The organism is Nitrospirillum amazonense (genome assembly GCF_007828035.1).
GTDB classification, from domain to species: domain Bacteria; phylum Pseudomonadota; class Alphaproteobacteria; order Azospirillales; family Azospirillaceae; genus Nitrospirillum; species Nitrospirillum amazonense.
Genome location: NZ_VITV01000004.1, coordinates 182,453 through 207,824, shown reverse-complemented (window position 1 = coordinate 207,824; position 25,372 = coordinate 182,453). Strand labels below are relative to the sequence as shown.

General features: G+C 68.6%; 19 protein-coding genes and 1 tRNA gene. 9 read left to right on the top strand and 11 right to left on the bottom strand.

From position 1 onward, the window contains the following. Positions 1-72: 72 nt before the first annotated feature. Positions 73-2,358, bottom strand: a complete 2,286-nt coding sequence (locus tag FBZ87_RS12385) for an NADP-dependent malic enzyme (RefSeq protein ID WP_145610635.1) — start codon at positions 2,356-2,358, stop codon at positions 73-75. 446 nt (positions 2,359-2,804) lie between these two features. Between FBZ87_RS12385 and FBZ87_RS12380 the strand changes: the two genes are divergently transcribed. From FBZ87_RS12380 to FBZ87_RS12370, 3 genes are read left to right on the top strand one after another with little or no spacing between them, the layout of a single operon-like run. After that, positions 2,805-3,464: an RNA polymerase sigma factor gene (locus tag FBZ87_RS12380; RefSeq protein ID WP_246134376.1), complete on the top strand. Its 660-nt coding sequence runs from the start codon at positions 2,805-2,807 to the stop codon at positions 3,462-3,464. Positions 3,465-3,474: 10 nt separating this feature from the next. After that, positions 3,475-4,038: a hypothetical protein gene (locus FBZ87_RS12375; RefSeq protein WP_145610634.1), complete on the top strand. Its 564-nt coding sequence runs from the start codon at positions 3,475-3,477 to the stop codon at positions 4,036-4,038. Further along, complete coding sequence (locus tag FBZ87_RS12370; protein ID WP_145610633.1) at positions 4,035-4,739, top strand: periplasmic heavy metal sensor; 705 nt, start codon at positions 4,035-4,037, stop codon at positions 4,737-4,739. Before FBZ87_RS12375 ends, FBZ87_RS12370 begins: the two co-directional genes overlap by 4 nt. A 42-nt stretch (positions 4,740-4,781) precedes the next feature. Here the strand turns inward: FBZ87_RS12370 and FBZ87_RS12365 are convergent, their stop codons facing one another. Beyond that, the gene (locus tag FBZ87_RS12365; RefSeq protein WP_145610632.1) at positions 4,782-7,037 is read right to left on the bottom strand and encodes an ATP-binding protein; all 2,256 of its coding nucleotides are present in this window, start codon (positions 7,035-7,037) and stop codon (positions 4,782-4,784) included. A gap of 789 nt (positions 7,038-7,826) precedes the next feature. Between FBZ87_RS12365 and FBZ87_RS30060 the strand changes: the two genes are divergently transcribed. Together FBZ87_RS30060 and FBZ87_RS12355 are read left to right on the top strand one after the other, a co-directional pair. Further along, positions 7,827-8,909 (top strand): hypothetical protein, encoded by a 1,083-nt coding sequence (locus tag FBZ87_RS30060; protein WP_145610631.1) that lies wholly within the window; start codon positions 7,827-7,829, stop codon positions 8,907-8,909. A 38-nt stretch (positions 8,910-8,947) separates the two neighbouring features. Further along, entirely contained in the window at positions 8,948-10,345 is a 1,398-nt protein-coding gene (locus FBZ87_RS12355; RefSeq protein ID WP_145610630.1) for a hypothetical protein, read from the top strand. Between the two features lie 109 nt (positions 10,346-10,454). Here the strand turns inward: FBZ87_RS12355 and acnA are convergent, their stop codons facing one another. From acnA to recQ, 5 genes are all read right to left on the bottom strand, one after another. Next, the gene (gene acnA, locus FBZ87_RS12350) at positions 10,455-13,163 is read right to left on the bottom strand and encodes an aconitate hydratase AcnA (protein WP_145610629.1); all 2,709 of its coding nucleotides are present in this window, start codon (positions 13,161-13,163) and stop codon (positions 10,455-10,457) included. A gap of 337 nt (positions 13,164-13,500) precedes the next feature. Further along, positions 13,501-14,163: a TerC family protein gene (locus FBZ87_RS12345; protein WP_145610628.1), complete on the bottom strand. Its 663-nt coding sequence runs from the start codon at positions 14,161-14,163 to the stop codon at positions 13,501-13,503. 742 nt (positions 14,164-14,905) lie between these two features. Further along, a complete protein-coding gene (gene phoU / locus FBZ87_RS12340; RefSeq protein WP_186454734.1) occupies positions 14,906-15,604 on the bottom strand; it encodes a phosphate signaling complex protein PhoU in 699 nt (232 codons plus the stop codon). Between the two features lie 150 nt (positions 15,605-15,754). Next, a tRNA-Thr gene (locus FBZ87_RS12335) sits at positions 15,755-15,829 on the bottom strand. Between the two features lie 335 nt (positions 15,830-16,164). Next, on the bottom strand, positions 16,165-18,192 hold the full coding sequence (gene recQ, locus FBZ87_RS12330; RefSeq protein ID WP_145610626.1) for a DNA helicase RecQ: 2,028 nt from the start codon (positions 18,190-18,192) through the stop codon (positions 16,165-16,167). Positions 18,193-18,682: 490 nt separating this feature from the next. Here recQ and FBZ87_RS12325 point away from each other — a divergent pair, with 490 nt between their 5' ends. Continuing rightward, the gene (locus FBZ87_RS12325; RefSeq protein ID WP_145611097.1) at positions 18,683-19,948 is read left to right on the top strand and encodes a polyhydroxyalkanoate depolymerase; all 1,266 of its coding nucleotides are present in this window, start codon (positions 18,683-18,685) and stop codon (positions 19,946-19,948) included. Between the two features lie 73 nt (positions 19,949-20,021). Here the strand turns inward: FBZ87_RS12325 and FBZ87_RS12320 are convergent, their stop codons facing one another. The 3 genes from FBZ87_RS12320 to FBZ87_RS12310 form a co-directional block, all read right to left on the bottom strand. After that, entirely contained in the window at positions 20,022-20,546 is a 525-nt protein-coding gene (locus FBZ87_RS12320) for a hypothetical protein (protein WP_145610625.1), read from the bottom strand. 38 nt (positions 20,547-20,584) lie between these two features. Then, complete coding sequence (locus FBZ87_RS12315; protein WP_145610624.1) at positions 20,585-21,118, bottom strand: hypothetical protein; 534 nt, start codon at positions 21,116-21,118, stop codon at positions 20,585-20,587. Positions 21,119-21,275: 157 nt separating this feature from the next. After that, complete coding sequence (locus tag FBZ87_RS12310) at positions 21,276-21,743, bottom strand: GNAT family N-acetyltransferase (protein WP_145611096.1); 468 nt, start codon at positions 21,741-21,743, stop codon at positions 21,276-21,278. Between the two features lie 76 nt (positions 21,744-21,819). On the opposite strand from FBZ87_RS12310, the gene FBZ87_RS12305 reads away from it, so the two are divergent. Both FBZ87_RS12305 and FBZ87_RS12300 read left to right on the top strand, forming a co-directional pair. After that, a complete protein-coding gene (locus FBZ87_RS12305; RefSeq protein WP_040844380.1) occupies positions 21,820-22,491 on the top strand; it encodes a glutathione S-transferase family protein in 672 nt (223 codons plus the stop codon). A 221-nt stretch (positions 22,492-22,712) separates the two neighbouring features. Next, positions 22,713-23,438, top strand: a complete 726-nt coding sequence (locus tag FBZ87_RS12300) for a hypothetical protein (protein WP_145610623.1) — start codon at positions 22,713-22,715, stop codon at positions 23,436-23,438. On the opposite strand, the gene FBZ87_RS12295 is transcribed toward FBZ87_RS12300, so the two are convergent. Continuing rightward, entirely contained in the window at positions 23,435-24,322 is an 888-nt protein-coding gene (locus tag FBZ87_RS12295; RefSeq protein ID WP_145610622.1) for an SDR family oxidoreductase, read from the bottom strand. The genes FBZ87_RS12300 and FBZ87_RS12295 overlap by 4 nt on opposite strands. A gap of 188 nt (positions 24,323-24,510) precedes the next feature. On the opposite strand from FBZ87_RS12295, the gene FBZ87_RS12290 reads away from it, so the two are divergent. Then, positions 24,511-25,365: a tetratricopeptide repeat protein gene (locus FBZ87_RS12290; RefSeq protein ID WP_145610621.1), complete on the top strand. Its 855-nt coding sequence runs from the start codon at positions 24,511-24,513 to the stop codon at positions 25,363-25,365. Positions 25,366-25,372 lie beyond the last annotated feature (7 nt).

Here is a 25,372-nt window from a genome sequence, read left to right as displayed (position 1 = left end):
TATGTATACTGGATACGCTTTTTTCCGTCCCGCCAGCCGCAATCAGCCTGCCCCCGGTCAGCCTGCCCCCGATCAGCCTGCGGTGTGCAGGCTGTCGTGGGCCGCCATGACGGCGGCGGTCAGCAGTTCGTTGGACGTGGCGCCCATCTGCACGATCTGCGCCGGCTTCTCCAGGTTGATCAGCAGCGGGCCGATCAGCGTGCCGCCGCCCATCTTCTGCAGCAGCTTGGCGCCGATGTTGGCGGTGTGCAGCGCCGGCATGATCAGCACGTTGGCCGGGCCGGACAGGCGGCTGAACGGGTACAGGCGCTTCATCAGGTCGTGGTCCAGGGCCACGTCCACCGACATCTCGCCCTCATACTCGAAGTCGGCGCCCCGCTGGTCCATCAGGGCCACGGCGTCGCGCACATGCTGCGCCCGCTCCCGCATCGGCTGGCCGAAGTTGGAGAAGGACAGGAAGGCCACGCGGGGCTCGTGCCCCATCTGGCGGGCCATGCGGGCCGCCCCCTCGGCGATGTGGACCAGCTGCTGGGCGGTCGGGCGCTCATGCACCGTGGTGTCGGCGATGAACACCGTCTGCTTGCGCAGCGCCAGCACCGACAGGCCGAAGGCGGGCGCGCCCTCGCGCGGATCGATGACGTGGCCGATCTCCTCGTACGAGGTGAAGAAGTCGCGGGTCAGGCCGGTGACCACGGCGTCGGCGTCGCCCAGCGCCACCATGCAGGCGGCGAAGACGTTGCGGTGCTGGTTCACCAGGCGCTGGCAGTCCCGGTGCAGCATGCCTTTGCGCTGCAGGCGCGCGTACAGGAAATCGGTGTAGCGCTGGTTTTCCGAGGACTGGTACAGGCGGGCGTTGCGCACCTCCAGCGGCGCGCTGCCCTGGGGCAGGCCCAGGGCGGCCATCTGGTCCGCCACCACCTTCTCACGGCCGATCAGGATGGGCGTGCCATAGCCGGCGGAGCGGAAGGCCAAGGCGGCGCGGATCGTCCGCTCCTCCTCACCCTCGGCGAAGACGACGCGGCGGGGGTTGGCCTTCACCTTGTCGAAGATCTGCTGCAGGCTGTCGGCGGTGGGGTCCAGGCGCAGGCGCAGGGCCCGGCCATAAGCCTCCATGTCCGTGATGGGACGCTTGGCGACGCCGGTGTCCATGGCCGCCTGGGCCACGGCCGCCGGCACCTTCACGATCAGGCGCGGGTCGAAGGGCACGGGGATGATGTATTCCGGGCCATAGCGCAGGCGCCGGCCGGAATAGGCGGCGTCGACCTCATCCGGCACGTCCTCGCGCGCCAGCTCGGCCAGCGCGTTGACGGCGGCAATCTTCATGGCGTCGTTGATGGTGCTGGCCCGCACGTCCAGGGCGCCGCGGAAGATGTAGGGGAAGCCTAGGACGTTGTTCACCTGGTTGGGATAGTCCGACCGCCCGGTGGCGACGATGGCGTCGTCACGCACCGACTTCACCTCTTCCGGCGTGATTTCCGGATCGGGGTTGGCCATGGCGAAGATGATGGGCTTGGCCGCCATGGTGGCCACCATCTCGGCCGTCAGGGCCCCCTTGACCGACAAGCCCAGGAACACGTCGGCGCCCTTGACCGCCTCGGCCAGGGTGCGGGCGTCGGTGGTGATGGCGTGGGCCGACTTCCACTGGTTCATGCCGTTGGTGCGCCCCTGGTAGACGACGCCCTTGGTGTCGCACAGGGTCACGTTCTCATGCGGCACGCCCATGGACTTGATCAATTCCACGCAGGCGATGGCGGCCGCACCGGCGCCGTTCACCACCAGGCGGGCGTCGGTCATGCTGCGGCCGGTCAGATGCAGGGCGTTGATCAGGCCGGCGGCGGCAATGATGGCGGTGCCGTGCTGGTCGTCGTGGAAGACGGGAATGTCCATCAGTTCGCGCAGGCGCTGCTCGATGATGAAGCAATCGGGCGCCTTGATGTCTTCCAGGTTGATGCCGCCGAAGCTGGGCCCCAGGTAGCGCACGGAATTGATGAACTCATCCACGTCGCGGGTGTCGACCTCCAGGTCGATGCCGTCGACATCGGCGAAGCGTTTGAACAGGACGGCCTTGCCTTCCATGACCGGCTTGGAGGCCAGCGCCCCCAGGTCGCCCAATCCCAGCACGGCGGTGCCGTTGGAAATGACGGCCACCAGGTTGCCCTTGGCGGTGTAGTCGTAGGCCGTGGCCGGATCCTCATGGATGCGCAGGCACGGCACCGCCACGCCGGGCGAATAGGCCAGCGACAGGTCGCGCTGGGTCGTCAGGGGCTTGGTCGGCGTGACCTCCAGCTTGCCCGGACGGCCGCTGGCGTGCAGATGCAGGGCCTCGGCGTCGGTGACGCGCTTCTCGGTATCAGCCATACGTTCTCTCTCCACCGCGTTTGCGGGCTGGTCTTCGCCGGCCCTTTGATTGCCGGGCCGGTCGGTGCCGGCCCTTGTGATTATTGCGCGCGATGGTAGCTGAGCGATCCGGGCGGGGTCACGGGCAAATCCGCCCCCGACCTCTGTTCCGCGGGCGGGGCTGCAATCGCGGTAGGTCGGGGGCGGCGCCGGGATGCGTGCGGGGGCGCGCATCCGCATGGTCCCGCCCAATCGGGGCTGGCGGGACCGGCGTCACGGGGGCGGCGGTTTGGGGCAGGACCGCCCCCGTGACATACCTTTTACGGACGCCAACCTTGGATCCAGTCTGCGGCCCGCCTAGATTTTATTCGGCATCCTCGCCGACAGGGCATTGCCCATGGCCCGTATAAGGGGTCATGTATGCTCTTCGCGACATAGACGTCCCGGGTCACTCTTCAGGGGAACTGATGGACGAATCTGTCCAGCCGCAGCCGCGCGTGGGCACGGCTTCGGCTTCCGCCGCCGCCCCATATGCGGGCAACCCGGCCGGCACCTTGATGGGGCTGGGGCCGGAGCCGGGCGATGACGCCCTGCTGGCCCGCATCGCCCAGGGGGACCGGCAGGCCTTCGCCCTGCTGGCCGCCCGCCACGCGCCCAAGGCCATGAAACTGGCTCAGCGCGTCCTGGGCAACGCGGCCGACGCCGACGAGGTGGTGCAGGAGGCGATGCTGCGGGTGTGGACGGGGGCCAAGAACTGGATCCCCGACGGCCGCGCCCGCTTCTCCACCTGGCTGCACCGGGTGGTGGTGAACTTATGTGTGGACCGGCGCCGGCGTCCCGCCTTCGCCGGCTTGGACGGAATACCGGAGCCGCCCGACCCGACGCCATCCGCGGTGAATGTGATGGCGCGGCAACAGACGGCCAAATTGGTGTCGCAGGCCTTGGCGGAGCTGCCGGAACGGCAGCGGTTGGCCGTCACGCTCTGCTATTACGAGGAGCGCAGCGCCGCCGACGCCGCGCAAATCCTGTCCCTGTCTGTTTCGGCGGTTGAGTCGCTGTTGGCCCGGGCCCGGCGCGCGTTGCGGGCGCGCCTGTCCGGTGTGGTTCAGGATACGGGTGAGGTCTAGGGGGTTGGTCATGGCTGACAGGGAATGGTCCACGGTGGACGTGGAGGATATCGCGGCATTGACGGCCGTGTACGGCGGCAACCCCGCCCGTTGGCCGGCGGATCGCCGGGCTGCGGCGGTGCGCGCGCTGGCCATGGACGGTGCCGCGCATGAGCTGGTGGTGAACGAGGCGCGGCTGGACGCCCTGCTGTCCATGGTGGCGGAGCCGGAGATTTCCGCCGCCCGGGTGGACAGCGTGGTGGCCGGCGCCCTGGCTCGGCTGGACGCGGTGACCGCGCCGGCGGCGGCCAAGGCCGCGCCGCACAAGCTGGACACCTTCCTGCCCTCACCCTTCGACCTGGTGCGCACGGCCCTGTCGTGGCTCAGCGTGCGGGCGCCGCAGGCCGGGTGGCTGGCGGGCGCCACGGTGGCGGGCATCCTGGTGGGGGTCATGACCATGCCGTCCGCCACGCTGTCCGGCGCGGAGACCACGACGGCCCAGGCCGGAACGGCGGTGGAGACGGCGCAGGCCGACGTCACGGACATGCCCAGCCTGCTGTTCACTTCCTACACCGTGGAGACCCACGCCCGATGAGTGTGTTTTCCAGCCGGTGGCGTGGGCCCCTGCTCATCGCGTCGGTCGGTGTGAACCTGTTCCTGGCCGGCACCTTCGTCCCCCATCTTCTGCGGCACCACGAGGTGGGGCCGGAGCGTGGGCCGGCGCCCGGCCTGAACTACCGGCCGCGTCCGCTGTCCGACATCCTGCCGCCGGCGGACGCCGAGCTGCTGCAGAAGGCCATGGCGCCCGACCGTGCCGACTTCCAGGCGCTGGAGAAGCAGGCCCGGGAAAGCTGGGCCGAAATCCAGCCCTTGCTGGCGGCCGAGCCCTTCGACGCCCAGGCCTTTGCCGCTGCCCTGCGCAAGGTGGCGGACAGCCGCCGCGCCTTCGAGGCGTCGCGCCAGTCGGCCCTGGTCGACGCCCTATCCCGGATGTCGCCCGAAGGCCGCAAGAAGCTGTCGGAGATGAAGGCCCCCTTCATCCTGGGCGGTATGCATGGCCCCCGTCCGGACGGGCGCGGGCCTGACGGGCGCGGTCCGGGCGGGCCGGGATGGCCGGAGGGTCGCTTCGATCATCCGCCCTTCCCCGATGGCCCGCCCCCGCCGCCCGATGAGGGCCCGGACGGGCCGGGCCCCGCCGGCAGCCCGGCGGCGAATCCGGCGGCCACGCCGCACAATGACGGCGGCATTCCCCTCACGCCGCGGGCCCCCACCGCGACCCCGGTGACCCCGCACTGACAGGCGCGGCCTTTGATCGCGACCGGTCAAAGGCCGCTTTCGTCAGGCGACGGCGCTGTGCGAGGCGGTCGGCTGGCCGCCCAGCCATTCGCCAAGCCAGCGGTCCAGCATCTCCGCCGCCTCTTCCGCGTTGTCCCGCAGGCGGATGGCCAGGGCGCGCTGGATTTCGGGGTGGTCGTCGCGCAGGGCCTGCTGCGCCCGGCGGGCGTCGGCCGACAGCCCCGACAGGCCCACGTTGGCGGCCACGCCATAAAGGGTGTGGGCGGCCTGGCCCGCGCCTGGCAGGTCGCCACCCGACACCTTTTCCAGGAAGCGTTCCGCCGTCTCCACCAGGGTGCGGGCGGTGATGGCGATGAATTCCGGCATGTCATGAGGCCCGATGGCCTGGGCGACGGTGTCCATCTGGCGCATGTCCAGCTGGGCCGCGCCTTCCGTCGCCGGCTCCTCCGGCCAGACCCGCGCGCCGCGCGCCACCCACGCCTGGTGCATGGCCTCGACCAGCGCCTCCGGCCGCAGGGGCTTGGTGACGAAGCCGTCCATGCCCGCCGCCAGGCAGCGGCCACCGTCGGCGGCGTCGGTGTTGGCTGTGGTGGCCACCACCGGCACCTGGGCGCGCGTGGCGTCGGGCAGGGCGCGGATGCGGCGCGCCGCCTCCAGCCCATCGATGCCCGGCAGCTGCATGTCCATCAGCACCAGGTCGAAACGGCCGCGGGCCACCAGCCGGACGGCGGCGGCGCCGTCGGCGGCCACGGTGACCTTGTGTCCCCGCGCCCGCAGCAGGGCGTCCAGCACCACCTGGTTGGCGGTCACATCCTCCACCACCAGCACCGCCAGCGGCGGCAGGGCGATGGCGGTGGCCTGGGGGTCCATCGCGCCGGTGGCGGTGCCCGCCTCCGGTTCCGCCGTGGGGATGGTGAACCAGAAATGGCTGCCATCCCCCGGCCGGCTGTGGAAGCCGATCTCCCCGCCCATGGCCTGGACCAGCTGTTTGGCGATGGCCAGGCCCAGGCCGCTGCCGCCGTAGCGGCGGGTGACCTCGGCGCTGGCCTGGCCGAAGGTCTCGAACAGTCGGCCCTGCGCCGCCTCCGGCACGCCGACGCCGGTGTCGGACACGATGATGCCGAACTGAAGCCGGCCGTCGGCCAGGCGGTCGGCCGACGCGCTGATGCGCACCCAACCCCGCTCGGTGAACTTGATAGCGTTGCCCACCAGGTTCAGCAGCACTTGGCGCAGGCGCAAGGGGTCGCCCATCAGGCGTTCGGGGAAACCGGGGCCCTTGCGGATTTGCAGGTCCAGCCCCTTTTCTGCGGCGCGGCCGGCCATCAGGTTGCGCACCCCGTCCAGCAGCGGGCCGGTGTCGAAGGCCGTCCGCTCGATCTCCAGCTTGCCGGCCTCGACCTTCGACAGATCCAGCACGTCGTTCAGGATGGCCAGCAGGGATTCGCCGGACTCGTGCACGGTGCGGACATAGTCGCGCTGGCGCATCGACAGGCCTGTTTCCAGCAGCAGCTGGGTCAGGCCCAGGATGCCGGTCATGGGAGTGCGGATTTCATGGCTCAGCGTCGCCAGGAAGCTGGACTTGGCGCCGTTGGCCTGGTCGGCGGCGCGTTTGGCCGCCGTCAGGTCCAGCTGCAGTTCCAGCATGTGGCGCATGCGCAGGCAGGTCTGCCGCCCCATGCGGTAGAGGAACACGGGATAGAGCAGGCTGCTCAGGACCAGGGCCAGGCCCGGCGCGTCCGCACTGACGCTGGCGCGGGGGCCTGCCAGGGCGGTGCCCGTCAGGACCAGCAGCGCCAGGGCGGGCGGCACCAGTTGCAGCCGCAGCACCAGGGGATGGGGGGCGGTGCCGCTGGTGCGCAGGGCCATGGCTGCACCCAGCACCAGGATCAGGAAAAAGCGGCCGGCCATGTGGTCGCCCGGCCAGGCGAACAGGGGCAGCAGGCTCCACACCACCGAGGGCAGCAGGCGGGCGGTCGCCAGCAGCCGCAGCCAGGGGCGGGAATCGGTCACGTGGTCGGCCTGGGTCAGGAAACGATGAAGGGCCAGCTGTGACACGCCTACCGTCGCGACCGACAGCAGGGCCCAGGCGGCGACGGCGGGCCAGGGCGCCCAGGTGGCGGCACCGCCAGCCACCACCACCGTCAGCACCGGCACCAGCCACGCGTCCTCGCGATGGTTCAGGGCCATCAGGATCAGTTGGCCCAGTTCGATCAGCTGCCCACGCGGCACGGATTCGGCGCGGCGGCCCAGGGCTTCCAAGGGGTCGGCACGGCGGCCGCCAGAGGGGGGACGCCCCACCAGCGGGCGGTCCCTTCGCCGCAATCCCCGTTTCAAGCGCCGCACGTCCGGTTACCCCGTAGTCCGATCCGGATCGATCCGCCGGCTTTGGCGCCGGCGATTCAACAGCCAAGTGGGCCACTGCCAACTGGTCCACCGCCACATGGGGCGCGGGAGCCGACCTGATCCCTGATTAGGTAGCAGCCAGGACCCATTCCCCGCGCGGACTGTACGACGGCGGTGGGAATCGGCCAATCATATTTGCGAATGGACCGCGTAATTATCGGACAGACAAAATCCCTAAAATTTTATAATTCGGTCCGGCGCCGCTCCGCCCGCGCCCCCGGGGATAAGTGGAATCCGGGTGTTGGATGGATCAATCCACGATTGCTGTCCCCCACTTGTCACGCCAGCGCGGAGAAATGGGATGAAGCTCGGCAGAAGACGCCTTTTTTCTTGCATTACAGGGCTCAAGAGCCCGAAGAATTCGCTGGGGATGGAAAATTGAATCGGCCTGACAGGCCGTGGTAACCATTAGTCCGTCGAGAACTTACGGCCGGTGCAAACCGTTTGCCGTGCCGGGACCCGCGGGGTCATAATCCGGTCTCTTGCAGGGGGCAGGGTGGCATGTTTCGGAAGGTGATGGGCTGGATCGCCGGCAAGGGGGATGATGCGTCCGCCTCGCCGGATGCTCTCCTTCCCACCAACGGGCCTGACGGCAACGGGCCCCAGGGGGAAACGTCCGGGCGGGATGCATCGCATGGACCCGGGGCGTCCGGCCAAGCGGGCGCCGGGGCGGAGCCTGCGCGCATGGACATTGGCCGATCCGATGGGGGCGGCCGATCCGATGGGGGCCGCAGCCCCGTCTTCTCTTCCCGCGCCGTGCGCGACGCCGCTGTCGTCACTTCCACCATTGAGACCATCCGCCGCTATGTCGCGGGTGAGGAACAGGCCGAGGGCCTAACCCGCAAGCTCCAGTCGCTGTCGAGCGAACAATTCGGCTTCCTGCAGATCAGTATCGATCCGGCCCTCACCGCCAAGGCGCTTGACCGGGTGGGGGAACCGCGCTCCGCCGCCGCCACGGTGCTGCGCCGCCTGCTGACCGACGTCAGCGATGGCGTCAGGGGGCCGAATGAAACCCCGACCGCCTCCCCGGCGCCCGCACCGGCCCCCGCCGTCCGGACGGAGGCGGAGATGTCTCCGGCCCCAGCGCCCATCGCCCCGCCGGCGCCGCCCAGCGCCGCCGTGGGCACCGCCCCCCTGTCGGTCCCCGTCCAGCCGGCCCCGGCCCCCGCGGCCCAGCCCGTGCCCGGGCCGCAGCCGTCACGCGCCGGGCCGCTGTTCACCAGCCTGGCGTCCAAGGGCCGCGACGCTTCGGCCGGCCAGGCGGAGATGCGGGCCGTACCCACGCCCACCCCCCGCGTGCCGGGGGCCATGTCGCTCCGCGCCGCTCCGCCAACGCCCGTGCGCCCGTCGGCCGTCGCCGCCCCCCTGCCGGCCCGTCCCCTGTCCACGCCCAGCCAGCCGGTGCCGCCGCGTGTTCCTGCCGCTGCCGTCACCGTGCCCGGGGCGATCCGCATGGCCTCCGCCCCCGCTACCGCGGCCCGGGTGACGCTGCATTCGTTCAAGTCGACGCCGGCCCAGCCCGCGCCGGTGGCACCCGTCCCGCCCGCGCCCCCGCCTCCTTCCCCGGTGGCGGAGACGGCCGAGGCGCCGTCGCTGGTGACACCGGTGGTGGTGCAGACTCCGCCCCAGGCCTCCTCCGACGCGCCGGTGCCGCCGCCCCAGCCGCCAGTGTCGCGGCGCCCGGCCACAGCCGTACCGCGTCTACCACGCGAACAGGCGGACAAGCGCCGTGCCCGTCTGCTAGAAGCCATTGCCGGCGATCTCTAGACGCCAGTCCCTTTTCCCCGATCCTCGTGAGCGATGCCATGACCGACGAGCACCGTGACGCCCCAGGCCCCGATGGCGACGCCGGTCCGGGTACCCATAGCCCGTCCCCCGGTGCGCCCGCCGCTGATGCGCCGGCCGGCGATGCGCCTATCATGGACGCCGAGGTCGTGACGCCGGCTGTGCAGGAAGGGGGCGCACGGGAGGGTGAAATCGAAGAGGGCGTCGATCCCTTCGATTACGCCGAATCCATCGTCCGCGATCTGGCGCTGCATGTCGGCAGCCGGTTGCGCGACCTGCGTAACGATCTAACGGCCATGCACTCCGCCGTCGTTTCGCTACCGGAAACGATGCGCATCAATGCTCTGGGCCAGTCCATCCAGGAACTGCGTGAACGCGTGGCCCATCTGACGGGGGTGGTCAGCCATCATGCCGGCCGGCCGGCGGAAGAGGCGGAGCGCCTGTCCCGGGGCATGGGCGAGCTGAAGCATACTCTGGAAGATGTGACCCAGCGCGTGGGCGTCCTGGAAAACTGGCTCAGCCACGCCAAGGCGGTGAACGGCGTGCGCCTGCCCGACCTGCCCCCCGGCCCCCTGCCGGAACAGCTCAGTGGCCTGGTCGACCATCTGCATGAATCGCTGCTGCGCGTGGTCAACGCCGTGCGCACCACCCAGTTGGACCTGCGCGACCTGCGCGACCAGGTGAAGGGCGGCCTCCCCGCCCTGCCGCCACCCACCGGCGGTGAGGCCAAGGCCCCGGACACCGCCAGGGCGGCCGGCGACGCCGGCACCGTCCAGGCTCTGGCCGGCCGGCTGGACGCCGTGGAGGAAAAGCTGCGCCGTGCGCCCGCGTCCGCCCCGGGGGACCGGGCCGACGGCGGCACCGCCGGCCTCGCCTCCCTGGTGTTTGGCGCCTGGCCCAGCCTGATGCGGCCCACGGGGGCGGAGGCGCTGGCCCAGGCCGTGGCCTCGGTGCTGGACAGCGTGAAGCACATCCTGGGGGGCACCGTGCAGCTGCCGCAGACGCCGCAGGACGGCGGCCTGGTGGCCGTGGCCACGGGCCGGCACCGGGGCATGCCCTTGGCCATCCTGGTGGGCGTGGAGGACCTGGTGGGCCGCCACTGGGTGCTGGATGAGGCGGGCGACACCCTCAGCGACAGCGGCTTCCCCCGCGTCTCCACCCTGCGCGGCCTGATGAACGCGGCGGCCCTGGTGGAAAAGAGCCGGCCGGGCACCCTGGCCGTATCCATCCTCATCTACGGCAACGGCGTCATCAGCCAGGCGCCGACCCGCGAGGCCCTGGCCAGCCTGGCCCAGGCCGCCGGCATCCCCGGCGCCGCCGGCCGCACCCTGCTGGTGGCGGCGGGCGACCTGACGGCGGCCGGCCTGTTGCCGGTCTCCGAGGTGGGCGGTGCCGTCAGCGACCTGCAGTTTGATTGATCCATTTCCGTTCGTGCGGTCATGAAAAAAGGGGCGCAGCCCGGCCGGGTTGCGCCCCTTTCCTTTTGGCCCCGGCGATCCGAAGACCGCCGGGAACCAATACGTCTGCTTACTCGGCCGCCTGCGGCTGGTTCAGCATGTTGCGCAGCACGTACTGCAGAATGCCGCCGTGCTTGAAGTAGTCGACCTCGTCCAGGGTGTCGATGCGGCACAGCACCGGCACGGTGTCGACCTTGCCATCCGCACGGGTGATGGTCAGGGTCAGGTCCATGCGGGGCTTCAGGCCGGCCTCGACGCCGGTGATGTCGATGACCTCGGTGCCGTCCAGGCCCAGGGTCTTGCGGCTGGCGCCGTCCTTGAACTGCAGGGGCAGCACGCCCATGCCCACCAGGTTGGACCGGTGGATGCGCTCAAAGCTCTCGGCCACCACGGCGCGGACGCCCAGCAGGCGGGTGCCCTTGGCCGCCCAGTCACGGGATGAGCCGGTGCCGTACTCCTGGCCGGCGAACACCACCAGCGGGGTGCCATCGGCCTGGTACTTCATGGCGGCGTCGTAGATCGACATGACGTCGCCGGTGGGGATGTACTTGGTCACGCCGCCTTCGACGCCCGGCACCATTTCGTTCTTGATGCGGATGTTGGCGAAGGTGCCGCGCATCATGACTTCGTGGTTGCCGCGGCGGGCGCCATAGCCGTTGAAGTCCACCGGCTCCACGCCGTGGCCGATCAGGTAGGTGCCAGCGGGGCTGGTCTTCTTGATCGAACCGGCGGGGGAGATGTGGTCGGTGGTGATGCTGTCGCCCAGGATGGCCAGCGGACGGGCCTTCTTCACGTCATGCACCGCACCCGGGGTGGTGGTCATGCCTTCGAAGATCGGCGGCAGCTTCACATAGGTGCTGTCGTCTTCCCACTTGTAGGTCAGGCCGGTGGCGGTCTCGATGGACTGCCACTGCTGCGGGCCCAGGAACACATTGGCGTAGCGCGAGCGGTACATCTCCGGCGTCAGGGACTTGGAGATGGCGTCCTCGATCTCGGCGCTGCTCGGCCAGATGTCCTTCAGGAAGACGTCCTTGCCGTCCTTGCCCTTGCCCAGCGGCTCGGTGGTCAGGTCCTTGCGCAAGGTGCCAGCCAGGGCGTAGGCCACGACCAGCGGCGGGGAGGCCAGGTAGTTGGCCTTCACCTGCGGGTTCACGCGGCCTTCGAAGTTGCGGTTGCCCGACAGGACGGAGCAGGCCAGCAGGTCGTTGGCGTCCACCGCGGCGCCGATGGCCTCGGGCAGCGGGCCGGAGTTGCCGATGCAGGTGGTGCAGCCGTAGCCGACCAGGTTGAAGCCCAGCTTGTCCAGGTATGGGGTCAGGCCGGCGGCGTTCAGGTAGTCGGTCACGACCTGGCTGCCAGGGGCCAGCGAGGTCTTCACCCACGGCTTCGTGGCCAGGCCGGCCTCGACCGCCTTCTTGGCTAGCAGGCCGGCGGCGACCAGCACGTTGGGGTTGGAGGTGTTGGTGCAGCTGGTGATGGCCGCGATCACCACGTCACCGTGGTCGACCGTGAAGTCCTCACCGGCGACCTTGGCCGGGTTGCTGGCGGGCTTGCCGGCATAGTCCTTGGCGAACACGCCCTCGAACTCGGTCTTGGCGTTGGACAGCAGCACGCGGTCCTGCGGGCGCTTCGGGCCGGCCAGCGAGGACTCGACGCTGTTCAGGTCCAGTTCCAGCGTGTCGGTGAACACCGGCTCCGGGCTGTTGGCGTCGCGCCACATGCCCTGGGCCTTGGCATAGGCCTCCACCAGGGCGACGCGGTCGGCGTCACGGCCGGTGAAGTTCAGGAAGCGGATGGTCTCGGCGTCGATCGGGAAGATGCCGCAGGTGGCGCCGTATTCCGGGGCCATGTTGGCGATCGTCGCGCGGTCGGCCAGGGTCAGGGCGTCCAGGCCGGGGCCGAAGAACTCCACGAACTTGCCCACCACGCCCTTCTTGCGCAGCATCTGGGTGACGGTCAGCACCAGGTCGGTCGCCGTGGCGCCTTCCTTCAGCTTGCCCGTCAGGCGGAAGCCGATGACTTCCGGGATCAGCATGGAGATGGGCTGGCCCAGCATGGCCGCCTCAGCCTCGATGCCGCCCACGCCCCAGCCCAGCACGCCCAGGCCGTTCACCATGGTGGTGTGGCTGTCGGTGCCGACCAGGGTGTCGGGGTAGGCGACGGTGGCGCCGGTCTGGTCGCCGTCGGTCCACACGGTCTGGGCCAGGTACTCAACGTTCACCTGGTGGCAGATGCCGGTGCCGGGCGGCACGACGCGGAAGTTGTTGAAGGCCTTTTGGCCCCAGCGCAGGAAGGCGTAGCGCTCGCCGTTGCGCTGGAATTCGACGTCGACGTTCTTCTGGAAGGCGTCGGGGCCGCCGAAGTAGTCCACCATCACCGAGTGGTCGATGACCAGGTCGACGGCGGTCAGCGGGTTGATGCGCTCCGGCTTGCCACCCAGGCCCACCATGGCCTCGCGCATCGCGGCCAGGTCGCACACGGCGGGAACGCCGGTGAAGTCCTGCATCAGCACGCGGGCGGGGCGGTAGGCGATCTCACGGTCGCTGCGGCGGTCGACCAGCCACTGGGCGGCGGCCTTCACGTCGTCGACGCTGACGGTGCGGCCGTCCTCGAAGCGCAGCAGGTTCTCCAGCAGCACCTTCAGGCTGTAGGGCAGGCGGGACAGGTCGCCCAGGCCGGCTTCCTCAGCCGCCTTGAGGCTGAAGTAGTCATAGCTCTTGCTGCCGACGCTCAGGCTGCGGCGGGTTTTCAGCGTGTCGTGACCGGTGATCGTGGACACAGGAGTGGCCTCCTAGGGGAAGGGGATGGTACCGCGTCGCTGGCACCCTTCAGCGGGTGTCATGGCCAACGATGCGGACGGCCATTCCGACACCCTTCGTGACGCCCCTTATGAAGCCCTTATGAAATAGGAATACCGGGCTGGTGACGTGCGTGATCGAAGGCTTGCGCGGAAAGGCGCGCGCGCGAGGTTTACCGCTTTTTGCGCCTGCGATCAAATGCCCGGACGGTTGCGGCGGGGGCGACATCGCATGCCTCCCCTGCCGAGATTCCCCGGCGCGTTGACGGAACAACCTGGGAGCCCGGCGCCGCCGTCAGGCGACGCCCACTGTCGGGCGTCAAATGCGGCGGATCATGTCGATCAAGGGCTGGGCGAAGGGCGCCACCTCCGTGCCGCCGTCCCAGATCATGTGGCAGGCGACATAGGCGATGATGGCCAGGCCGATATAGGAGATCCAGAAATAGCGGGCCAGCAGGCGGGCGATCAGGGTGGCGGCCGCACCCATCAGGGCGACGGACAGCACCAGGCCCAGCACCATGACCCAGGTGTGGTCCTCGGCGGCGCCCGCCACGGCCAGCACATTGTCCAGCGACATGGAGACATCGGCCAGCGCGATCTGCCGGATGGCCGTGCCCACGCTCTTCCCCGCCAGCGACGGGATGTGGGGTTCCCCCTCGGTCGCTTCCGCCTGTTCCTTGCCGTGCTGGCGCAGTTCGCGCCACAGTTTCCAGCACACCCACAGCAGCAGGATGCCGCCGGCCAGGGTCAGGCCGATAATGTCCAGCAGGCGGGTCGCCAGCAGGGCGAAGCCGATGCGCATCAGCACGGCCACCCCGATGCCCCAGAAGATGACCTTGCGGCGCTTTTCAAGCGGCACGCCGCTGGCCGCCATGCCCACCACCAGGGCGTTGTCCCCTGCCAGGACGAGGTCGATCAGCAACACCTGGATCAGGGCGGTCAATTCAGCAAGCAGCATGGGGAAGGCAGCCGTTCCGGTCATGGATCGACCCTTCATAACACGGCTGCGGCATAAGCGCGCGCTGGATCACATCCGGTCTTGGCCGAACCGGAGGCGCAACGGCCCAAGTCACCGTGTGCTTTACCTGACGTGGTTGCGGCGCCGTTCAGAAACGACCGGGGGTGGTGAAGTGTATTTTGGATAAAATACGGCCCGCACACTTCAAGAAGTGGCGGGCCGAGAGTTTTGGCAGTTGGGTCCTGCTCTGTGATACAGGACACATTACCTAAAGCTCATGGCGTAAAAGATGTCAAGCAATGAACCGGTAGCAAAAGGATATGTATTCTTTTACGCGACGCCGCGTTTTCAAATCCTTTCCTAAGATCGTAGCTCATCACCCAAATGATGAACGGGTTAATTCATATAATCCGAACCTGTGGTTGGGGTTGATTTGGCAACCGTGACAGGTCTCGGCGTCGCGAAATTCGGCTAAGCGCCTCGCGGGAAAAGAAAAAGCAGATGTGGGCAAGTTGTGGGGACACACGCCTCCCGGGAACCTGAAACTAGGCGATAGGGGTAGTCCCCCTACAGCCGGCCAGCCGCGTCCTGGGCCGCCATCGGGCGTTGGTGGATCAAGGGCGCGCGCCGTCTGGCGCCGGCTCGCGCGGGACGGCCGTGCAAAAACGCCGGGCCGCCAGACTCGGGAACGGGGAGCGGCGGCCCGGGAGGCCGTCAACCGGGAACCGGAACCGTCTGGCCCCGGCCGGTACAAGCGGTCAGTTGATCAGTGCGCCTCGCCGCCGCGCGGACGGCCGGGGTCCACCAGCGTGCCGGTGGCGTCGAACTGCACCATCTCGGCGATGTTGGTGGCCAGATCCCCCACGCGCTCCAGGTTCTTGGCGATGAACTGCAGGCTGGTGCAGGCTTCGATCAGGCTGGCATCCTTGGCGACGAAGGCGAAAATCTCCTGCGTCACGCCGGCGTGCATGTCATCCAACTCCGCATCACGGCGCCAGACTTCGGCGGCCAAGGCGGTATCGCGGCGGGTGAAGGCCTCGATGGCGCCGGCCAGCTGCTTGCGGGCCAGGTCCGACAGGCGCCCGACCGAGGCCGTGGCGCTGATGGCGGGGACGCTGTTCAGCACCAGGGCGCGCTTGGCCATGTTCTTCGCATAGTCGCCGACGCGTTCCAGCGCGTTGGCGGCCTTCAGGGCGGCCAGGGTGTGCCGCAAGTCGATGGCCATGGGATGCCGCAGGGCCAGCAGGCGGATGATCAGGCTTTCGACCTCATGCTCCAGCGCGTCCAGCACCTGGTCCTGCGCCACGGTCTCACGCGCCAGCGCGTCGTCGCGCTCCAGCACGGCGCGGGTCGCCTGTTGAAGCTGTTGTTCGGCCCGGCCGCCCATTTCCGCCAGCAGCGCGTCCAGGCGCTGCAGCTCGTTTTCGTAGGAGGTGACGATGTGACGGGGCAACTGCTCGGACATGGGCGGTGCATCCAGCGATGGGTGGAAACCAGGGTGGCGCCACCATACCGTCATCATATTGCAATCGTGCGACCGTGCGTCGCAGGGGATGGCAATTCCGCGCCCAGCTGGACGTTCGTCAGACCGATGATGCGGGGATGATGGGAAGGATGGTGCCCCAAGTCGGATTTGAACCAACGGCCTACCGCTTACGAAGCGGTTGCTCTACCACTGAGCTATTGGGGCGCCCCTTGGAATGGAGGGGGGTATTAGCAGACCGAAACGCGGATGGCAACAGCGCGGTGAGGTTTTGAGTCTATTTAGTTTGCCTCAGGCGCCGGCGGGGCATCCGCCCCTTGGCTGTCCTCGATTTCCAGTCCGCTACGCTCCCCGGAAATCTCCGGCGGACGCGGTCGCGTCCTTGTCGCTACGCTCCAGGTGCGCCCGCTCGGCCAGGGTGCATGAGGCCCAGTTCTCATGGAACTGGGCTAGGCCGCGACCGCGGCCGCCGCAGCGAGCACCGCAGGGGGCAGCGAGGAAGCCAAGCCGCCGGATGGCGGCGCCCGGCGTTTGAGGGAGCGCTAGTCAGCCTCGGAGAGGATGGCGTCCAAGAAAGTCGCGCCATAGCGCTCCAGCTTGCGCACGCCCACGCCGGGCAGCAGGCCCAGGCCGGTCAGGTCGCGCGGGCGGCTGATCACCATTTCCATCAACGTGCTGTCGTGGAAGATGACGTAGGGCGGCACGCCCTGGGCCTTGGCCAGTTCCAGGCGCACGGCCTTCAGCTTGTGCCACAGCTTGTCATCCGGCGGGGCCAGCGAGGGGCCCGCGCGTCCGCCGCCGGCACGGCCGCCGCCGCGGCGCCCGTCGCCTGACAGCACGGCGCGATCGCGGCGCAGGCGCACCGTCTCCTGCCCTTTCAGCACCGATGCCGCCTGGTCGGTCAGCATCAGGCCACCGTGTCCCTCCGGGTCGGCGGTCAGGTGGCCCAGCGCCACCAGTTGGCGGAACACCGTCTGCCAGTCGCCCTTGGAAATTTCAGCACCACAGCCGAAGGTCTTCAGCTGGTCATGGCCGAAACGCACCACCTTCTCCGTGGCGCCGCCGCGCAGCACGTCGATCAGGTGGCCCACGCCGAACTTCTGGCCGGTGCGATAGACGGCCGACAGCGCCTTCTGCGCCGCCACCGTGCCGTCCCAGGTCTCCACCGGCTCGAAACAGGTGTCGCAGTTGCCGCAGTTGCCGGGATGCTCCTCGCCAAAATAGGTCAGCAGCACCTGGCGGCGGCAATGGGCGGTCTCGCAGAAGCCCAGCAAGGCGTCCAGCTTGCGCCGCTCCGTCCGCTTGTGCTGGGCGCTGCTGTCCGAGGCGTCCATCATCTGGCGCAGCATGACCACGTCCTGCAGGCCGTACAGCATCAGGGCGTTGGCGGGCAGGCCATCGCGGCCGGCGCGGCCGGTTTCCTGATAATAAGCCTCCAGGCTCTTGGGCGCGTCCATATGCACCACGAATCGGACGTTGGGCTTGTCGATGCCCATGCCGAAGGCGATGGTCGCCACCACCACCACGCCCTCGCCCTTGATGAAGCGGTCCTGGTTGGCCTGGCGCACGGACGCATCCAGCCCGGCGTGGTAGGGCAGGGCGTCCAGGCCCTGTTCCTTCAGCCAGTCGGCCAGCGCTTCCACCCGGGCGCGCGACAGGCAATAGACGATGCCCGCGTCCTCCGCATGGTGGCGGCGAATGAAGTCCAGCAGCTGCCGGCGCTCATTATCCTTGGGCGCCACGCGATAGGTGATGTTGGGCCGGTCGAAGCTGGAGACGAACTGCCGCGCCTCGCCCAGGGCCAGGCGTTCCACGATGTCGGCCTGGGTCTGCGCGTCCGCCGTGGCCGTCAGCGCGATGCGCGGCACGGTGGGGAAACGCTCGTGCAGCACCGACAGCTGCAGGTATTCCGGCCTGAAGTCGTGGCCCCATTGGCTGACGCAGTGCGCCTCGTCCAGGGCGAACAGGCTGATGCGGGACCTATCCAGCAGTTCCAGGAAGCGCGGGGTGACCAGCCGCTCCGGCGCCACGTACAACAGGTCCAAATCGCCCCGCTCGCACGCCCGCTCCACGTCCAGCGCCTCGCGCCAGTCCAGGGTGGAGTTCAGGTAGGCGGCGCGCACGCCGGCCTGGCGCAGCGTGTCCACCTGGTCGCGCATCAGGGCGATCAGGGGGCTGACGACGATGGCCACGCCCGGCCGCGCCAGGGCCGGGATCTGGAAGCACAGCGACTTGCCGCCGCCGGTGGGCATCAGCACCAGGGCGTCGCCGCCCTGGATGACGTGGGTGATGATGTCTTCCTGGTTGCCGCGGAAGGCGGAATAGCCGTAGACGCGCTTCAGGATGTCCCGCGCCGTCGCCACCGGGTCCCGCGTGCCCTGCGGCGCATCATCCTCCGGCCAGTCGCCGTGGATGATGCTGGGCTCCGGCGCGTCGCCGTAATGGTCGGGCACGAAGTCACCGGCCTCCGGATGCCCGGAGTCATGGAAGCCGGCATCCGGATAACCGGTGTCCGGAAAATCAGGCTCCTGATCGAACAGGCTGACGGAAAGGGGCCGGGCGTGGGACATGACGGCTCTGGGGCATGGCCCGCCGTAAGGCGCAGGCAGGGCCAGGGATAGCGGTGCGGAGCTAGGATAAGCCCATATCTAGGGGCCCCGCAGGGTCGCTGTCCACTGCTTCCTGTGGCTTTCGCCATCATGGCCGGAACATCGCGGGAACGCCGGCGGTTTAAGGATGGACCACCCGGCGCGGGACCGCCGTCCTTCTTTTTGAGGAGAGGCCAGGATCACGAGACGGCTTGAAGAAATCGGTCTTTCATTGCGAGAATGTGACCGGTATCGTTCGCCCCCTTCATTAAGGGCCTTTTCATCCTTACCTACGTAGGATAAGGGACGAGGCGTAGTTGAATGGCCGCCTACCCCCTCGGATATAGGTCCGGGGCCGGCAGTTGGGTAAGCGGCGCGCCTGGGGCCGCCATCGCGGCAAGCCTTCGTGTCCCCGAGACGCCGCCCAACCCACCGCAAGGGATGTCCGGCGCCGCCACGTCCAATGACGAGGATGATCCGCGTGCTGTACCAGCTGTTTGACATGCACCATGCCGCCCTGACCCCGCTCCGCCTCGTGGCGGAGGCGACGCAGGCGACCTTCCGCAATCCCTTCGTCCCGGCCTCCTACACCGGCATGGGCCGCGCCATGGCCGCCGCCGGTGAGTTGATCGAGCGCACGACGCGCCGCTGGGGCAAGCCGGAATTCGGCCTGAACATCACCCACATCGACGGCCGCGAGGTCGCGGTGACGGAAGAGGCGGCGCTGCGCAAGCCCTTCTGCGTCCTGCGTCATTTCCAGCGCGCCACGCCGCACAGTGATCCCAAGGTGCTGGTGGTGGCGCCGATGTCGGGCCACTACGCCACTCTGCTGCGCGGCACGGTGGAGGCGCTGCTGCCCTCCCACGACGTCTATATCACCGACTGGGTGGATGCGAAGCTGGTGCCCCTGTCACGCGGTCGCTTCGACTTCGACGACTACGTCGAATACGTCATGGATTTCATCCGCTTCCTGGGTCCGGACACCCATGTAATCGCCGTTTGCCAGCCGGCCGTGCCGGTCCTGGTGGCCGCGGCCGTCATGGCGCAGATGGAAGATACCTGCCAGCCGCGCAGCATGACCCTGATGGGCGGCCCTATCGACACCCGCGTATCGCCCACCCAGGTGACCCAGCTGGCCGAAACCCGTGACATCGGCTGGTTCGAACGCACGGTGACCACCTCGGTCCCGGTCTACTATCCGGGCGCCATGCGCCACGTCTACCCGGGCTTCATCCAGCTGACCGGCTTCATGTCCATGAACCTGGACCGGCACGTCGGCGCCCACGTCGACCTGTTCAAGCACCTGGTGCGCGGCGATGGCGAGAGTGCGGAGGCCCACCGCCGCTTCTACGATGAATACCTCTCGGTCATGGACCTGACGGCGGAGTTCTACCTGCAGACGGTCAAGATCGTGTTCCAGGATCACGACCTGCCCAAGGGCACCCTGGAATACCGCGGAATGCGCGTCGACCCGTCGGCCATCAAGAAGACGGCGCTGTTCACGGTCGAGGGTGAACTGGACGACATCTCCGCCCCCGGCCAGACGGTGGCGGCCCACGCGCTGTGCAGCGGTCTGGAGGATGGTATGAAGCGGCACCACCTGCAGACCGGTGTCGGCCACTACGGCATCTTCAACGGCCGCCGCTGGCGCGAGCACATCATGCCGCGCGTGCGCGACTTCATCCGCAGCCATGACCGCGTGGCCGTGGCCAAGCCGCGCCGGGGGACCGCCGTCTGATCGACCGATGATGCGCTGAGATGGAAGGGCGGTCCCGGTGGGCCGCCCTTTTATCTGCCGGCTTCCGGACGGATCACAGATTGGGCTTAGGCGTCACGCAGGCGGCGCCGACCAGGCCATCCTTTTGCATGCGGCTGGTGATGGCGTAGGACAGTTCCTCCGCCGCCTTCAGGTGCTGATTGAGTTCAATGGTGGCTTTCCAGACGATGGCCTTGCCGTGCCTGTCGTACAGGGACACCAGATAATCGACGGTGTTGTCGTAACCCTGTTGCGTCTGTTTGGTCCAGGCGATGTCCAGGACGGCGTCGGGAGCGGCGTCATCGATGGCTTTGGGGGTGGCCAGGGCCTGTACGGCATAGCCCGTGGCGGTGATGCCACATCCCTCGAACCCGGCCTTCAGCAGGGCGAGGACGTGCCCGGTCTCGTTGCCGTCAACAGTGATCAGCGTCTTTCCCAGGTTGGGCAGGATGAACAGCTTCTTGATGTTGGGGGTATAGTCGGCCGCCCGGTTCGATTCGACCTTGGTGCTGGAAACGCACCCGCAGACGGACAGTAGGGCCGCTACGGCGGCGGCCGTCAGGATTTTCCTGGAAGTCATGATCCCCATCCCACACGTGTTGATTGTCTGGCCGCCCGTCACGACGCCTTGGGCGCCTGGCAGGAGGCGCCCAGCAGCGCATCCTTTTTCATCTGGCCGATCAGGGTACCCGCCATTTCCGCCCCGGCCTTGTAGTGCTGGTTCAGGGTGATGGTTGCCGTCCACACCACCGACCGGCTCTTCGGGTCGTAGAGGTTGGCGGTGTAGTCGATGACGTGCGTGGTCCGGCCCGAGACATCCTTGCTCCAGGACAGCTCCAAGACGGCGTCGGGGCCGAACTGGGCCACCTGCTGGGGCAGGGTGTCCTTCAGCGCCAGTGGGTCCCTGGTATGGAATTCCGCTTTGACGCCGCAGCTGTCCAGGCTGGCCTTGGTCAGCGTGATGAAATCGTCGGTTTCATCGCCGAACGTCGTGCGCAGGCCGTTGCCCATATTGGTGATCACGAACAGTTTCGTGAGGGCGGCCGTGTATTGTGGCGATTTACTGGACTGGCTCGTGCTGCTGGAGGTGCAGCCACAGATGCCAAGCAGCGCGGCCATGGTGATGGCCGTCTTCATTTTTCCAGGAAGCATTTCCCCGTCCCATCTATGCATAAATCAACTTGCCCGCTGTGGCGAACCAATGACTTGGCCCCAATATCAGGAGGATTGAGGGGTGATCGGTGGCATTTCTGTCAGTAAAACACCGGTCGTGGCTCGGGATGCGCCCCGCGTCGGATTGACGCATGCGCTACAGCCGGATGACGTAGCGCACGAAGCCGTCCGCGCCGTCGGTCACGCTGTCGTACAGGCGGCGGGCGGTGGCGTTGGTCTCGTGCGTGTGCCAGTAGACGCGGCCCCAGCCATGTTCGCGGCCCAGTTCGGCCAAGCGCCCGATCAGGGCCCGGCCCACGCCCTGGCCGCGCGACGCCGGGTCGGTGAACAGATCCTCCAGATAGCAGATCAGGCTGGTGCCCCAGGTGTTGGGGTGCAGGACGTAGTGGCAGAAGCCCAGGACGCGCCCCTCCGCGTCGCGAGCCACCAGCGCCTTCAGGGCCGAATTTGGATCGTGCAAGCGCGCCCATAACGTGGTTGTCACGCCCGGATCCACGCTGACCTGGTAAAAAGCGCAGTATTGATCCCATAGGGGGCGCCATGCGGCCTCGTCATTGGCGCCAATGGGCTCTATCTTAATTTCTGGGCGGGGTGACTCGGGCATGGCCATAGGGTGATCTCCGCTTAAGGCCTTTAGGCTCTATTGAAATCCACGCGCTTACGTTAGATTGCCGGCCCACATGCGTACACTTGTCCACCATCCCTTGTCCCCCTTCGCGCGCAAGGTCCGCGTCGTGCTGGCGGAAAAGCGCCTCGAGGTCGAACTCGAGGTCGAAAAGCCCTGGGAACGCCGTGAGGAGTTCCTGGCGCTGAATCCGGCTGGCGAATTGCCGGTGCTGGTCGAGGATGACGGGGCGACGGTGGTGGAACATGCCGCCATCTGCAATTACCTGGAAGAGGCCTACCCCCACGCCCCCACGCTGCTGGGCCGCGAGGTCCTGCTGCGGGCGGAGGTGCGGCGCCTTGCCGCCTGGTTCGACGTCAAGTTCAACCAGGAGGTGACGGAAAACCTGGTGGGGGAGAAGCTGATCAAGCGCTTCTCCGGTTCCGGCACGCCGCATGCCCAGGCCATCCGCGCCGGCCTCGCCAACATCCACTACCACCTGGACTACATCGCCTATCTGGCGGACCGGCGGAAATGGCTGGCCGGGGACGACTTCTCGCTGGCCGACATCGCCGCGGCGGCGCACCTGTCGACCATCGACTATCTGGGCGACGTGCCCTGGGACCAGCATCCTGAGGCCAAGGACTGGTACATGCGCATCAAGTGCCGTCCCAGCTTCCGCCCCCTGCTGGGTGACCACCTGCCGGGCGCCCCACCGCCCAAGCATTACGCGGATTTGGATTTCTGACTTCCCTCAGACGGCGGGCGCGGGCATTCGCCCTTTCTAGTCCGCTACGCTCCCCGGAAAGCTCCGGCGGCCCCGGTCGGGGCCTACAGTGGCATGAGATGCCGCTGGGGGGGGAGCGTTCGGGGCGTCGTTCCCGCCATAAATCCGCCGCGACCCTTTGCCACAAGCGGGGGGACCGCCGGGGCATTCCGCTTCGGCCGAGGAACGATGGGTGGACCCCGATGCGTAGCCTGATTGCCGCCTCCCTGATCGCGACCGCCAGCTTGGCCTTACCCCTGGCCGCCGCCCCCGCCACGGCGCAGGTCATGGCGGCGCAGCCGGTGCAGGACCAGGTGACCCTGACCCTGACGGCGGAAGACTGGGTGAAGACCGACACGGCGCGCGTGTCGCTGACGGTGGATGCCGGCGGCGGCAACGCCGGTTCCGCCCGCGCCGACGTGCTGAAGGCGGCGCAGGCCGTGTCGGACAAGGGCGAGTGGCGCGTGGTTTCTTTCGACCGCCAGCAGGACGCCGCCGGCCTGGACCATTGGCGGGCGGCGCTTGAGGCCCGCCTGCCGGAAGCGCAGTTGGGCGGCCTGGCCGACCGCGCCCGCCAGGCCAGCCGCGCCGGCCTGCAGATCCGGGTGGAAGGCGTGGACTTCACCCCCACCCTGGCGGAGCAGGAGGCCGTGCGCACCCGCCTGCGCGAGACGCTGTACCGCCGTGTGACCGAGGAGATGAAGGGCCTGAACGCCGCCTTCCCCGGCCGCGAGTTCCGCGTCGGCCGCGTGGACTTCAACGCCCCGGTGATGAGCGGCGGCATGCGGCGCGCGCCGGTGATGGCCATGGCCAAGATGGCCGATGCCGCCCCGGCTGAGGACGGCGGGCTGGACGTGGCGCAGAAGGCGACGCAGACGGCCCACGTCACCTTCTCGGCCTACGCGCCGGCGGCCCCTGCCGGGCGCTAAACCTGGCGCTCAGCCGCCAACTGGTCCGCCAGCCCTTCGCGGTAGCTGGGATAGCGCAAGGTCACCCCCAGTTCCGCCTTGATGCGGGCGTTGGAGATGCGCTTGTTCTCGCCATAGAAGCTGGTGGCCATGGGCGACAGCTCGGCCTGCTCGAACGGCACCAGCGGCGGCGGCTCCATCCCCAGCAGCTCAGCGGCGTAGGTCACCACGTCGGGCGAGGGGCAGGGGTGATCGTCGGCCACGTTGTAGATGGCGCCGGGGTTGGGCCGCCCCATGCTGGCGATGATCGCGCTGCCCAAATCGTGGATGTGGATGCGGCTGAACACCTGGCCCTTCTTGTCCACCCGCCGGGCGGTGCCCGCCCGCATCTGGTCCAGGGCGCTGCGTCCGGGGCCGTAGATGCCCGGCAGGCGGAAGCGATGGACGGGCAGGCCGTGGGCGTCGTGCAGGGCCATCCACTGCGCCTCCGCCACCGCGCGGGCCTTGCCCCGTTCCGTGCTGGGCTGCACCGGCGCCGACTCGTCCACCCAGCCGCCGTCCTTGTTGCCGTAGACGCCGGTGGTGGAGAGGTAGCCCACCCAGCGCAGGTTGGGCAGGGCCAGAATATCGGGCGTGAGGGCCGCCAGCACCCTGTCGCCTTCCGCCGTGGGCGGCACCGAGTCCAGCAGATGGGTGGTGCCGGCGAGGGCGCCCCGCTCCAGCGGTTGGTCGGGACTGAACACATGGGCCTCGATGCCCTGGGCGCGCAGGGCCGCTGCCTTCTCCGCCGTGCGGCAGGTGCCGGCCACCTGCCAGCCGGCGTCCAGCAGGCGGTGGGCCAGGGCCGTGGCGCTGAAGCCCAGGCCGAAGCAGAACATGCGGCCGGGAGTGGGGGATTGCGGCATGCGAACCAGGCTCCATTTAACCAGTGGGGCGCGGATGTGCGACCCCCGCACCATCGGGATGGCAGGGACCCGCGCCTGCCGGGGCGGGGCCCGCCCGTGCTATCCTGCAACCCGAGGCCGCGCCTGCAAAGGGATGGCCCGGGATGAAAGCACTTGCGATCCATCCGCCATTCGGGACTCTAGGCGCCATGATGATTACCCTCAAGCTTCCCCACCTTTCCAGCCGTGTTCTGGCCGCCACCACAATCCTCGGCGGCACCATCCTCTGCGGTATCGCCACCGGCGCCGGCGCCGTGCCCGTGGCGCTGAACCGTGACACCTGCCTGCAGCGGGCCAAGGAATTGCCCGACTTCGCCTATGCCGAGGCCCAGCTGTGGGAGAAGAAGGGTGGCGGCAACGACGCCCGCCTGTGCCAGGCCATGGCCCAGCTGTTCCGGGGGGAATACAAGGAATCGGCGGTGGCGCTGGAGGCGGTGATCCCCGTCCTGGGCCTGCCGCCCAAGGTGACGGCCGGTTTGTGGGGCAAGGCCGGCTGGGCCTGGTTCAACGCCAAGGAACACGCCAAGGCCGACACCGATTACACCAAGGCCATCGGCCTGCAGCCCGAGGACCCCGACCTGCTGATCGATCGCGCCACGGAACGGGCGGGGGCGGAGCGCTGGTGGGATGTGTTGCGCGACCTCGACCGGGCGCTCAGCCTGGATGGCGGCCGCGTCGATGCCATGGTCATGCGGGCGGAGACCAAGCACCGCTTGGGTCGTGACGTGGAGGCCGGGCGTGATCTGCGCATGGCCCTCTCGCTGGATCCGGATAACGCCCAGGGCCTGCTGCTCAGCGGCAACATCAAGGCCGACCGGGGGGATAAGCCGGGTGCCAAGGCCGACTGGACCCACGCCGTGCAGGTCGCGGGCGACAGTGCCGCCGGCGCTGCGGCCCAGGACAACCTGGCCCGGTTGGACGGCAAGGATCCGATGAAGGATGACGCGCCGGGCAAGGCGCCGAAGGCGGATGCCAAGACCGAGGACAAGCCCAAGGGTCAATGACCGGCCT

What these genes read in the sequence shown, in the direction of transcription:
- FBZ87_RS12385 (WP_145610635.1), bottom strand. Translation starts at nt 2,358, where the DNA reads ATGGCTGATACCGAGAAGCGCGTCACCGACGCCGAGGCCCTGCATCTG.
- FBZ87_RS12380 (WP_246134376.1), top strand. Translation starts at nt 2,805, where the DNA reads ATGGACGAATCTGTCCAGCCGCAGCCGCGCGTGGGCACGGCTTCGGCT.
- FBZ87_RS12375 (WP_145610634.1), top strand. Translation starts at nt 3,475, where the DNA reads ATGGCTGACAGGGAATGGTCCACGGTGGACGTGGAGGATATCGCGGCA.
- FBZ87_RS12370 (WP_145610633.1), top strand. Translation starts at nt 4,035, where the DNA reads ATGAGTGTGTTTTCCAGCCGGTGGCGTGGGCCCCTGCTCATCGCGTCG.
- FBZ87_RS30060 (WP_145610631.1), top strand. Translation starts at nt 7,827, where the DNA reads ATGGACATTGGCCGATCCGATGGGGGCGGCCGATCCGATGGGGGCCGC.
- FBZ87_RS12355 (WP_145610630.1), top strand. Translation starts at nt 8,948, where the DNA reads ATGACCGACGAGCACCGTGACGCCCCAGGCCCCGATGGCGACGCCGGT.
- FBZ87_RS12345 (WP_145610628.1), bottom strand. Translation starts at nt 14,163, where the DNA reads ATGACCGGAACGGCTGCCTTCCCCATGCTGCTTGCTGAATTGACCGCC.
- phoU (WP_186454734.1), bottom strand. Translation starts at nt 15,604, where the DNA reads ATGTCCGAGCAGTTGCCCCGTCACATCGTCACCTCCTACGAAAACGAG.
- recQ (WP_145610626.1), bottom strand. Translation starts at nt 18,192, where the DNA reads ATGTCCCACGCCCGGCCCCTTTCCGTCAGCCTGTTCGATCAGGAGCCT.
- FBZ87_RS12325 (WP_145611097.1), top strand. Translation starts at nt 18,683, where the DNA reads ATGATCCGCGTGCTGTACCAGCTGTTTGACATGCACCATGCCGCCCTG.
- FBZ87_RS12320 (WP_145610625.1), bottom strand. Translation starts at nt 20,546, where the DNA reads ATGACTTCCAGGAAAATCCTGACGGCCGCCGCCGTAGCGGCCCTACTG.
- FBZ87_RS12315 (WP_145610624.1), bottom strand. Translation starts at nt 21,118, where the DNA reads ATGCTTCCTGGAAAAATGAAGACGGCCATCACCATGGCCGCGCTGCTT.
- FBZ87_RS12310 (WP_145611096.1), bottom strand. Translation starts at nt 21,743, where the DNA reads ATGCCCGAGTCACCCCGCCCAGAAATTAAGATAGAGCCCATTGGCGCC.
- FBZ87_RS12305 (WP_040844380.1), top strand. Translation starts at nt 21,820, where the DNA reads ATGCGTACACTTGTCCACCATCCCTTGTCCCCCTTCGCGCGCAAGGTC.
- FBZ87_RS12300 (WP_145610623.1), top strand. Translation starts at nt 22,713, where the DNA reads ATGCGTAGCCTGATTGCCGCCTCCCTGATCGCGACCGCCAGCTTGGCC.
- FBZ87_RS12295 (WP_145610622.1), bottom strand. Translation starts at nt 24,322, where the DNA reads ATGCCGCAATCCCCCACTCCCGGCCGCATGTTCTGCTTCGGCCTGGGC.
- FBZ87_RS12290 (WP_145610621.1), top strand. Translation starts at nt 24,511, where the DNA reads ATGATGATTACCCTCAAGCTTCCCCACCTTTCCAGCCGTGTTCTGGCC.